Genomic DNA, 10,650 nt, shown 5'->3' with positions numbered 1-10,650 from the left:
CAAGCAAGCCAGATGGGGCCAGGGATGAGCGATAAAAAAGACAACGCGAACAGCAACGGTAGTACTGAAGCGAACGCCGCCTCGGGGAGCAGTGTCGGCAATAAAAAAGGCGGGCTGAAGGTCCACTGGGACGATAGCGATCTAGCCACCTCCTACGCCAACGTCGTGAATGCCGCGGCGACGCAGGAAGAAGTCACCATATTCTTCGGCACCAACCAGACCTGGAACGTTCGCACCGAGAACGAAATGACCATCAAACTCTCTGAGCGCATCATCCTTAACCCGCTGGCCGCCAAGCGCCTGCTACTGCTTCTGGGTGGTGTACTCAAGGACTACGAGAGAAAGTACGGGACCCTGGATATAAAGGGAAGCGTCAAGCCCGGAGAGTAGGTGCCTTAGCAGGCCCTGCGTTTTCTGAGACATGGCCACCAATAACCAGTCGGCCTCAACACAGCGAACGGACGCTGCCGTGCGCAGTGTAGCCGCCTATCACGATTCCGTCTGTTGGAAACAGCTGCTATCCGCTGAAAGCCTCAATGACACCGCCGTCGTGTGGCTGGGGATGCATTGCTCTCGCGCTGCAGGCATTCATAGCGGGGTCGTCGTGCTCGGCCCGCCCGGCGAGGGTCCATTTGCGCCGGTGAGCACATGGCCAGCCGGCGCTCGCCTGACTACTGCACTGATGCAGGCCTCGGAACTGGCGATGGCCGAGCGTAAGAATGTGGCCCGACAGTCCCCGGCCGGAGAGGGTGATGCTGCGGGGTACATCGCTGTCCCCCTCGAGTTGGATGGACTGGTGTATGGGGTGGTCGCTCTGGAATGCGCGGCGTCCAGCGACAGCGAACTTCTGCATCGGCTTCGCGATCTGCAGTGGAGTGTCAGCCACCTGCATGCAGCGGCGTTACGTGAGCAGCCCGGAAACCGGTCGCGGGACGCGCGGCAACTGCGCGTCGTGCTGGCCAATCTGGTTGCCTGTCTGGAGGCCGGCGACTCTGCTACGGCACGCACGGTGCTGGTGAACCGCCTGGTGGCGCAATTCGGCGCCGCGCGAGGCATGCTGGGAGAAACGACGGAAAGTGCGCTGCGCGTCGTAGCTATATCCGGTGCCGCACAGGTCAACCTCAAGGCGAATCTCGTGCAAGCCGTGGCTGCCGCGATGCAGGAAGCGGTCGACCAGAACCGGCCGCTGCGTCTCCCCCTTGACGAAGGTGACGAAGGTGAAGACATGCTGATCCATCGCGCTCATGACGAACTTGCCCAGGCCGAAAGTTACCGGTCAATCTGCACCGTACCCATCTACAACGAGGCGCAGGTAACCGGCGCGATTTTGCTGGAGCGCGAGAAGTCCTTCACCGACGAGGAAGTCTTGCTGCTGGAGCAGGTTGGCGCGGCCTGCGGACCGATACTACATCTCAAACGTCTCAACGACCGATCTTTGCTCGCAGTTTCTCGCGATCGAGGTCTGGCGTTTCTTCGCGCGCTCCTCGGTCCGAGGCATGCCGTCCTCAAGGCGGTAACGCTGGTTTTCGTGCTGCTGGTCGCGGCTCTGGCGCTGATCGACGGTACGCACCGCGTCGGTGCGCCGGCGGTACTCGAGGGCGCTGTGGAGCGCGTCGTTACCGCGCCCTATGATGGCTACGTCAGTCGTGCTCTCACCCGGGCCGGCGATGTCCTCGCCGAAGGCGACGAGATGGCCCGGCTGGAGGACCGCGATTTGCGGCTGGACCTGGCCAGGCTCCTGAGCCAGCGTGAACAGTTGGAGCGACAGTATCTCGAGGCTATCGCGGAGCGTGAGCGGGCGGGCACTCAGATTTTCAAGGCGCAGATCGCTCAGACGGATGCGCAAATCGAAATGCTTAACGAGCGGGTGTCTCGATCGGTGATCCGGGCGCCTTTCGATGGCACTGCAATCTTCGGTGACCTCAGTCGCTCCATCGGAGAACCGGTGGAGCGCGGTGAGATTCTGTTCAAGGTCGCGCCGCTCGGGGATTACCGGGTGGCACTGAGCGTCGACGAACGGGACGTTACCTTCCTACAGGAGGGACAGCGCGGGCAACTCGTTTTGGCCCCGAGGCCCGAGCTCGACCTCGACATTGAGGTTGATCGGATCACGCCCGTGGCGGCCGCGGAAGATGGGGTAAATGTCTTCCGTGTCGAGGCGAAACTACTGCAGCCGGCACCGGATTTGCGGCCTGGGATGACCGGTACCGGCAAGATCGAGATCGGCGAGCGCCGCCTGCTCTGGATCTGGACCCATCGCTTCACCGGCTGGCTGCGCGTAGCTCTATGGCGTTGGTTGCCGTGAGTAGCAGCGGTGCAGGACTCTTCAGCGGCTCCTGGCAGCAGATAAGCCAGCTACAGCCTCGCATCCCCTCGCACATCCGCATCCGTAGGCATCGCTATCGCGGAGATGACTGGTACGTGATCCAGGACAGGGCGACGGGCAAGACGCACCGCTTCACGCCTCAGGCCTACACAATCATCGCCATGATGAATGGCCGCCGCACGGTACACCAGCTGTGGGAGGAGGCCCTGGTGAACCTCGGTGCGGACGCGCCGTCGCAGGACGAGGTCATTCAACTGCTCTACCAGCTGTATAACGCCGATGCGCTGCAGACGGATGCGATCCCGGATACGGATGAGTTAGTTCAGCGTCAGCGACAGCAAAGGCAACGACAGATGCTACAGCGCTGGCGCAGCCCTCTGGCCATCCGTATTCCCCTGTTTGATCCCGATCCAGTCATTGATCGCCTGATGCCCGTGGTAAACCCGCTACTCGGACGCGCGGGTTTCGCGTTCTGGCTGTTGACTGTGCTCGCTGGCCTGACGCTCGCCGTGATGCACTGGGAGGAGTTGACCGGGAATGTCACGGACCGGGTTCTCATGCCCTCAAATCTGGTCCTGCTTGGCGTGGTGTACCCGATAGTCAAGGCCTTCCACGAGTTCGGCCACGGTATCATGGCGCGTAAATGGGGTGCTGAAGTGCACGAGATGGGCGTGATGCTGCTGGTATTTTTCCCCGTGCCCTACGTGGATGCCTCTGCATCCGCTGCTTTTCCAGGGCGCTGGCAGCGCATTTCCGTCAGCAGCGCCGGTATCTTTATCGAGCTTTTTCTTGCGTCCGTGGCCCTGTTTTTCTGGCTTGCCATGGAGAGCGGCATGCTGTCGGCCATCGCCTATAATGTAATCCTCATCGGGGGTGTTTCAACAGTCCTTATCAACGGCAACCCGCTGCTTCGTTTTGATGGCTACTACATACTGTCCGATCTTCTGGAGATTCCGAACCTCGGATCGCGTGCCAATAAACAGGTCTTTTATCTGCTTCAGCGTTACCTTCTCCGTATCGATTCTGCGCGCTCGCCGGTGACCGCTCGTGGCGAGAAATTCTGGTTGCCTTTCTATGCGGTCGCCTCTTTCTTCTACCGCATGTTCATTATTATGGCCATCGCCTTGTTTGTCGCCGGCAAATACTTTTTTGTCGGTGTGCTACTCGCGGTCTGGGTACTGACATCAGTTTTCCTGCTGCCACTGGTCAAGTCGCTATGGTACCTGCTTACCAGTTCGCGGATCAGAGGCAATCGGGGCCGCGCGATATTTGCTTCCTTGCTCGCGCTGGCGGTCGTCGCCGGGCTGCTGTCACTCCCGGCGCCCTCATGGACGCGCAGTGAGGGCATCGTCTGGTTGCCGGACGAGGCCTTCGTGCGCGTGCGTTCACCGGGTTACGTCAGCGACGTCGTAATCGAGAGTGGGCAGAGCGTGCGTGCCGGCGACGTGCTGATCGAGAGCAGCAACGAAAAACTTAACTTGGAGATCACTCTGCTAGAGTCGCGCATCGAGGAACTGGAGATGCTCAGGCAGCAAAACCGGGTTACGGATCTCGTCAAAGCGGACCTGGTGGACAAGCAACTGACAGCACTGCGGGAGGAGTTTGAGTCTGCCCTGGAGCGCCGGGCCTGGCTCAGCATACGCAGCGAAGTCGACGGCCGTTTTTTCATGCCGACGCCGCAGGATCTGCCGGGTCGCTACCTCCGCCGCGGTGATATGATCGGTTACGTGATTCCGCAGGCCAGACCCAAGGTGCGAGCTGTAGTGTCGCAGGATCGAATCGGCCTGGTGCGTGAGTCCACCCGCGAGGTGAAGCTGTTGATGGCCAACGATCCATCTAGCGAAGTCCGCGCCACGATCATTCGCGAAGTGCCAGAAGCCACGACCGAGTTGCCCAGCCTTGCGCTCAGCGTTGCCGGAGGCGGAAGAGTTGCCATTGATCCCGAAGCCCGAGACCGCGCCCGTAGTTACATGCCTTACTTCGTGTTTGACCTCTCGCCGCAGCAGGAGGTGGACGAACGTTGGTATGGGCAGCGGGTTCACGTTCGCTTCGAGCATGGTCTGGAGCCGCTGGCGCTGCAGATATATCGCTCGGCGCGGCAGCTTTTCCTCAGCAAATTCAATGTATGATTATAGTGTTGTCATAGGGCGCCTGTTCCGGCCGCTCTCACTGCCTCCGGAAACTGACGCCGGCTTGGTGGATCGGGCCTATCATCGTCTTCAGCACTGGTTCCGCTTGCTTTCCTTTCGCCTCTCTCCGCTTGCTGGCGGGACGCCAAGCGTAGCAGACGGAGACGACGCTTCGCTGGCGTGGCGATCTGTGGTGCCCGCCCTGAATCGACTGCGCGGCATCGCCAATACCGGTGCTGGCAACCTCTCGACCACCGGAGAGGCTCTCGCCCTCGTTTGCAAGGCAGCGCAAGAGTACGTGGTTGATACTGTGTCACCGGAGCATCAGCGTGGCGCGATGCTCTGCCTGCGCGGCGGCATCGCCAGTCTGCCAGCCGCGTCGGATCGGCGCATTGCGCTGGCGCTCAGCGCTGCCACTGCAGCGGGTCTTGGTATACCCGTAACGGTCCTCCTCGGCGACGAGCGGCAATGCCGCGAATTCCACGCAGCCTTTGCGTTTTTCTTCGCCGGATTAAACTTGAAGCCTGGCCTGGTGACCTCGGATCTGCAGAAGGTAGAGCGCAGCAGGCAATACCGCGCAGAAATCGTCTGCACCACGCTGCGCCAGGCGGCCAATGACTACCTGTTGGATCGGCTGTTAGACGGCTCCGGTCGTGACTTGCTGGCGCGGCGGTTAGAGCCGCTGCTTCGGCCGGCTTCCGCTAGCTCGCGACTGGTACATCAGGTGCCCGGGTTGTTGCTGCTGGAAGACGCTGACCAACAGCTTATTGATCAGGCACCCATGCCCATTTCAATCTCTGGCGGCGATGGTCACCATTGGACGAGTTCCGTGCTGATGCAGGCGTTCTCCCTCAGTCAGGGGATGGTCGCGGAAAAAGATTACCTGATTTACCGGGACAGTGGCTCCCTTGAGTTGACCGAGGAGGGTCGTGAGCGGTTGCGCGACGCCGTGGCGACACTGCCTCGCCTTTGGCAGGGGGAGCGCTTGCGCGAGGAACTTGTTACTGAAGCCCTGCTGGCTCGTGACCTGCTAATCGAGGGTGTGGATTTCGAGATTGAGGGAGACAGGCTGGTGCTGCTGCGTGGGCAATTCGAGGTTGGACGCCCGGGACTCACACGCGAGCGACTTCAGTTTCTCAAGCTGTGGCACCTGGTGGATGACAGCTTGGATCCTGAGATGCTCGCGCGCACCTATGTACAGCGTTTCATTATCCGCTACGGGCTTGTGGGCGGCGTTGCCGGCTACCTCGGTTCGGTGCGTTCGCTGTTGTGGCGGGAGTACGGTTGTCCGGTGCTTCCCGTTTCGGCGACCAGAGGCCTGGGACCCGACGATCTTAGGCTCTCACTCGTTCCCAGCCAGGACCTGCGCGAGGCGGGGGTGATGCATCGTTTGGCGCAGCTCACCGCTGGCGGCGATTCGGTACTGGTGCCGATTCATGGCAGAACGCTTTACAGGAACCTCGCTTGCGCCCTGCAGGAGAAATTCCAGGCACTGGAAGATGATGGGGTGAATCCACGCTTGCGACGATTTCGTAGTGGTGATGGCTCGTTATTACTTATACCGCAGCCGGACTGCTACGCCATGCTCAACGCTTCTGTCAACGAGAGCGTACCGCGTTTCGATCGCATACTGGTGCCGGAGGAACCTGATAGCCTGCGCGCACTCGGGCATTTTATCGAGGCGCTGGGCAGGTACGGAAAACACTCGCTGGAACTGCTGCTATCAGCGGATGACCCGGTGCTCCGAGAGGGGGCTGCCGGCCGACTGGTCAGGGCAATGGTCGCACCTTCGGAACTACCGTCGCCCAGTGACAACCCTTTGCTGCTGCGTTTACTATGGTGTGCTCTTCGCAGGCGCGAGGCGTTGATGCCCCGGGCGCTAAGAGACGCGGTCATGGCCGACGATCACATACACCGGCTGCTGGCCTTCGCCGGTTTCGCGAGATAGGAATAGCATTATGAGATTTCTTCATAGACCCTTGGTAACGCTCGCAGTACTGCTTGGTTTCAGCGTTCATGGATGGTCCCAGGATGGTGCTTACGATTGCCTGATTGAGCCCAGTGTCACCGTCGAGATCGGTAGCTCTATTCGCGGCGTCGCCGAGAGTGTGCTGGTATCTCGTGGCGACGAGGTGGAGCAGGGACAGATACTGGTGCAGCTTGAATCCGGCGTGCAGGCGGCGTCCGTTGCACTCGCCGAAGCCCGCAGCAAGAGCACTGCGGAGGTCGAGGCGCGCCGAGAGAGCCTGGCACTGGCCAGGTCTGCATTGAAACGTATCGAAGAACTGCAGCGCGATGGTAATGTGTCGCGGCAGTTGTTTGACGAGGCACGCAGCGAGGCGATCATAGCCGAAAGCGGACTGCAGCAGGCGGAGGAGAATCGCCTGTTGGCAGCTCTAGAGCTGCAGCAGGCCAGAGAGGTGCTTGCATTGCGAACCATCAAAAGCTCGATTAGCGGTATTGTCGTCGACACTATGATTTCGCCGGGTGAATTGGTGACCGAGGACCGGCCGATTATCTCGCTGGCACAGATTGATCCACTCTACGTCGAGGCGATCATCCCAGCGCCCGACTTCGGGCGTATCTCGGCTGGAGACCGCGCAACGGTTTTTCCCGCCGGTCCCGTGGGTGGCGAATACCCAGGGACGGTCGTCATCGTCGACCAAATCATCGATGCGGCAAGCAGCACTTTCGGGGTGCGTGTAGAGTTGCCTAATCCACAGGGCCGCATCCCTGCCGGCCTCAATTGCGATGTTCGTTTTTCCAAAGCTGATCCTTGACAGCGCACTAATGTAAAGGACGATCTCGACACCCGCCGCTGGGCGCTCAAATATTTTCAGTGCTGGCTCTGTCCGCAACGGGCATAGGGTTGTGCAACGCCCGTCTCAGTCTCTCGTAATTAGTCTAGCTGAAGCACTATAGCTGGCACATAGAGATAGACGTAAATGGTGGTTGCAAAGGAAGTCGGTATCTATACTAGGTTTCCGGTGCAGTTAATCGTCGGTAGCCGGCTGGTCTCAGCTGCGGAGTGTTATGAGAAAACATTACCTTGAAAGTGTCTTCAACCCGTCATCGGTAGCGGTAGTCTGCGACCAGGCCTACTGTAATATCGGCCGTCAGGTGCTGGAGAACCTGCGGCGCAGCGGTTATCCGGGTCGCGTGCATGCAGTGATGCCGTGCTGCAGCGAGTCGGATGCGGCGGGGCATATCCCGCTGGAGCGGGCGAGCGATATCGACGATGCAGTGGAGCTCGCGGTGATCGCCGCGAGGGCTGATGGGCAGGCTTCGCTCCTGCGCCAGTGTGGCGAGCTCAGGGTGAGCGCGGTGATCATCCTGTCCGGCGGCTTCAGCGAGACTCAGGCAGAGGGTATGGCACTGCAGGATGAACTGCTGGAGATAGCCTGCGCCTACAACATCGATCTCGTCGGGCCGCGCTGCCTGGGAATCATCAGGCCCGTCAATAAACTCAACGTCTCCTCTGCCCGCAGTCCGGTGGCAGCTGGCAAGGTCGCCCTGGTCACCCAGTCGGGTGCTTTCTGTTCGGCCCTGCTGGATTGGGCGGACTCGAGCGGGTACGGGTTTTCGGCGGTAGCCTCGCTCGGCGCGACGACCGATGTGAGCCTCGGCGACGTGCTGGACTACCTGGCCCAGGATCCCCACACCACCAGTATCCTGCTCTACGTTGAGCGCATTATCGATGCGCGGCTTTTTCTCAGTGGCCTGCGCGCCGCAGCCCGGCTCAAGCCGGTGGTGGTAATCAAGTCGGGGCGCAATGAAAGCGGCCAAAGGGCGGCCCTGTCGCACATACACACGCCGTTGGGCAGCGATGACGTCTTTGATGCCGCCATCCGGCGGGCAGGGGCCGTGCGAGTGACGGTGGTGAGCCAGTTGTTCGCGGCGGCGACCATTCTCTCTTCCGGCGTCCGGACCCGGGGTCCCAACCTTGCGGTGATCACTAACGGCGGCGGTCCGGGCGTCATGGCCGCCGACTGGGCGGGCAGCATCGGCATCCAGCTGGCGAATCTTGCAGCGGACACTGTCGCGGCGCTGTCACAGGTCCTGCCCGGGCACTGGTCGCACTGTGACCCGGTGGACATTCTCGGTGATGCCGACGAAACGCGTTATCGAGAGGCCACCAGGATCGTCATGGCGGACCAGAACGTGGACGGCCTGCTGGTATTGTGCACACCGCAGGGGTTTACCGACCCCACCGCCTGTGCCCGGGCTGTGGTCGCCGGTGCCGAGGGCGCTCGCAAACCCCTGCTCGCGTCCTGGATGGGAGCGCGTCTGGTGACGGAGGCGCGGGAGATCTTTACCGCCGCCGGGATTCCGCACTTTATTGCCCCGGAGGAGGGTGTGGACGCGTTCCGTTACCTGGCCAGTTACAGGGCCAACCAGCAAGCGCTGTTGCAGGTGCCACAGCCATTGTCGGAATACGAGGACCCGGATATTTATGGCGCCAGCCTGATCGTGGATCAGGTGCTCGACGAGCGACGCAAATCCCTGAGCAGCGCCGAAGCCAAGGCTGTATTGCGCGCTTTCCGGATTCCGGTCCTGCCCAGTATCGACGCCCGGACCCCGGCAGAAGCGCAGGCGGCGGCGGAAAAACTGGGTCTGCCGGTGGCCATGAAAATCAATTCTCCCGACATCAGGTACCGGGATGATGTCGGCGGCGTGCGGTTGAATATCGGCGAGTCGGGCTCGGTGCCACTGGCGTTCGAGGAGCTGTATCAGGAGGTCGGCCGCAATCTCCCCCATGCGCGGCTGGAAGGGGTGTGCATAGAGCCCATGGCCAGTCGCAGTCATGCCCGGGAGATCCGCGTCGCCATTGAGCGGGATCCTGTGTTCGGCCCGGTAATCCGGCTCGGCGCTGCGGGTGCGGTCATGGAAGCCCTGGCCGGTGAAACGGCTGTTGCCCTGCCGCCCCTCAATGACTACCTGGGGAGGGAATTGATTGCGCGCAGTAACCTCGCCCGGCACCTGCAGGCATACCGTAATTTTCCCGCGGTTGATCCGGGAAAGGTGTCGGAACTGCTGCAGCGGGTTTCGGAGATCGCCTGTGAACTTCCCGGTGTCGACACGCTGGAGATCGATCCACTGCTGGTGGATGAGGAGGGCGCTATTGCCGTCGGCGTGCGTATTACCGTTGCCCCGCCCCAGGCCAGCGGCGAACGCTATAGCCACATGGCAATTCATCCCTACCCGGCCAACCTGGAAAGCCGCCTGGTACTCGCGGACGGAGCAGAGCTGCTGATCAGGCCGATACGTCCGGAGGACGGGCGCAGCGAGGCCGATTTTGTCGCCAATCTCTCGGCAGAGTCCAAGTACTTTCGCTTTATGCACGGGCTGGACCGGCTGACGCCGGCCATGCTGGCGCGTTTCACCCAGATTGACTACGACCGGGAAATGGCCATGGTCGCCGTTGTTCCGGGCGAGGACGGCACGGATTCATTCCTGGGCGTGGCGCGCTATGTCACCAACCCGGATGGCGATTCCTGTGAGTTCGCGCTGACCATTGCCGATGCCTGGCAGGCTCGCGGCATAGGCCCCAGGCTGATGGAGCGGCTGATGCAAATTGCCGGCGAACGCGGCCTGGAGACCATGGTGGGGGAGGTCCTGGCACAAAATTCGCGGATGCTGCGCATGTGCAGGCGCCTGGGTTTCAGCTCGAAACGCAACCCAGACGATCCGGAGGTGGTGGTGGTCAGCCGTCCGCTGTAGGTTTACTGACGCACCCACCGGGCTCATCGGGGCAGGTGGGTATAGACGCCAGGGTCGCCGCGCCCACCGCCATCAGCAACGCCGTTGCCAGCCGTGCCCATGGATTACTGAGCGCAAAGGCGATAGAGGCGCCGCCCGCGAGCAGCATCGAAACAATCCCTACCCGCTTGGCCCGCAGGCTGATACAGCGGCGCTCCTCCCAGTTGCGGATCATTGGCCCGAACATCTGGCTGGCCAGTAATCGCTGGTGCCATTGCTCGGAGGAGCGGGCAAAAAACCAGGCCGCGAGCAGTACAAAGGGGGTAGTCGGCAGCACCGGCAAGACCAGTCCGGCGGCCCCGAGAGCGAGGGCCAAAGCCCCCAGTGGCTTGTAGAAGCAGTGGCGCAATTTAGACTGATCCGGACATTTGTCGATAAATTCGGGAGTACAGGGTGAAATTCTGGCATCGCTATGCCACAGTATTTTTACTGCTC

The 10,650-nt window shown here is 61.2% G+C and carries 7 protein-coding genes; 6 read left to right on the top strand and 1 reads right to left on the bottom strand.

Annotated elements, in window-relative coordinates:
• Positions 1-24: 24 nt before the first annotated feature.
• The 6 genes from E2F43_RS03020 (at position 25) to E2F43_RS02995 (ending at position 10,176) form a co-directional block, all read left to right on the top strand.
• The gene (locus E2F43_RS03020) at positions 25-390 is read left to right on the top strand and encodes a DUF3467 domain-containing protein (protein ID WP_133209406.1); all 366 of its coding nucleotides are present in this window, start codon (positions 25-27) and stop codon (positions 388-390) included.
• A gap of 79 nt (positions 391-469) precedes the next feature.
• Complete coding sequence (locus E2F43_RS03015) at positions 470-2,305, top strand: GAF domain-containing protein (protein ID WP_165954169.1); 1,836 nt, start codon at positions 470-472, stop codon at positions 2,303-2,305.
• Positions 2,287-4,455, top strand: a complete 2,169-nt coding sequence (locus E2F43_RS03010; RefSeq protein WP_133209402.1) for a site-2 protease family protein — start codon at positions 2,287-2,289, stop codon at positions 4,453-4,455. Before E2F43_RS03015 ends, E2F43_RS03010 begins: the two co-directional genes overlap by 19 nt.
• Positions 4,456-4,648: 193 nt before the next feature.
• Positions 4,649-6,403: a hypothetical protein gene (locus E2F43_RS03005; protein WP_238946720.1), complete on the top strand. Its 1,755-nt coding sequence runs from the start codon at positions 4,649-4,651 to the stop codon at positions 6,401-6,403.
• Between the two features lie 10 nt (positions 6,404-6,413).
• Complete coding sequence (locus E2F43_RS03000) at positions 6,414-7,235, top strand: efflux RND transporter periplasmic adaptor subunit (protein ID WP_133209398.1); 822 nt, start codon at positions 6,414-6,416, stop codon at positions 7,233-7,235.
• 253 nt (positions 7,236-7,488) lie between these two features.
• Positions 7,489-10,176 (top strand): bifunctional acetate--CoA ligase family protein/GNAT family N-acetyltransferase, encoded by a 2,688-nt coding sequence (locus E2F43_RS02995; RefSeq protein WP_133209396.1) that lies wholly within the window; start codon positions 7,489-7,491, stop codon positions 10,174-10,176.
• On the opposite strand, the gene E2F43_RS02990 is transcribed toward E2F43_RS02995, so the two are convergent.
• Positions 10,160-10,564 (bottom strand): YbaN family protein, encoded by a 405-nt coding sequence (locus tag E2F43_RS02990; protein ID WP_133209394.1) that lies wholly within the window; start codon positions 10,562-10,564, stop codon positions 10,160-10,162. The two genes, E2F43_RS02995 and E2F43_RS02990, sit on opposite strands and share 17 nt — an antisense overlap.
• Positions 10,565-10,650: the final 86 nt, after the last annotated feature.

It is taken from the genome of Seongchinamella unica (assembly GCF_004354085.1).
Lineage (GTDB): Bacteria > Pseudomonadota > Gammaproteobacteria > Pseudomonadales > Halieaceae > Halioglobus > Halioglobus unicus.
Note: the sequence above shows the minus strand (reverse complement) of the source record. Positions and strands in the feature narration are given on the sequence as shown.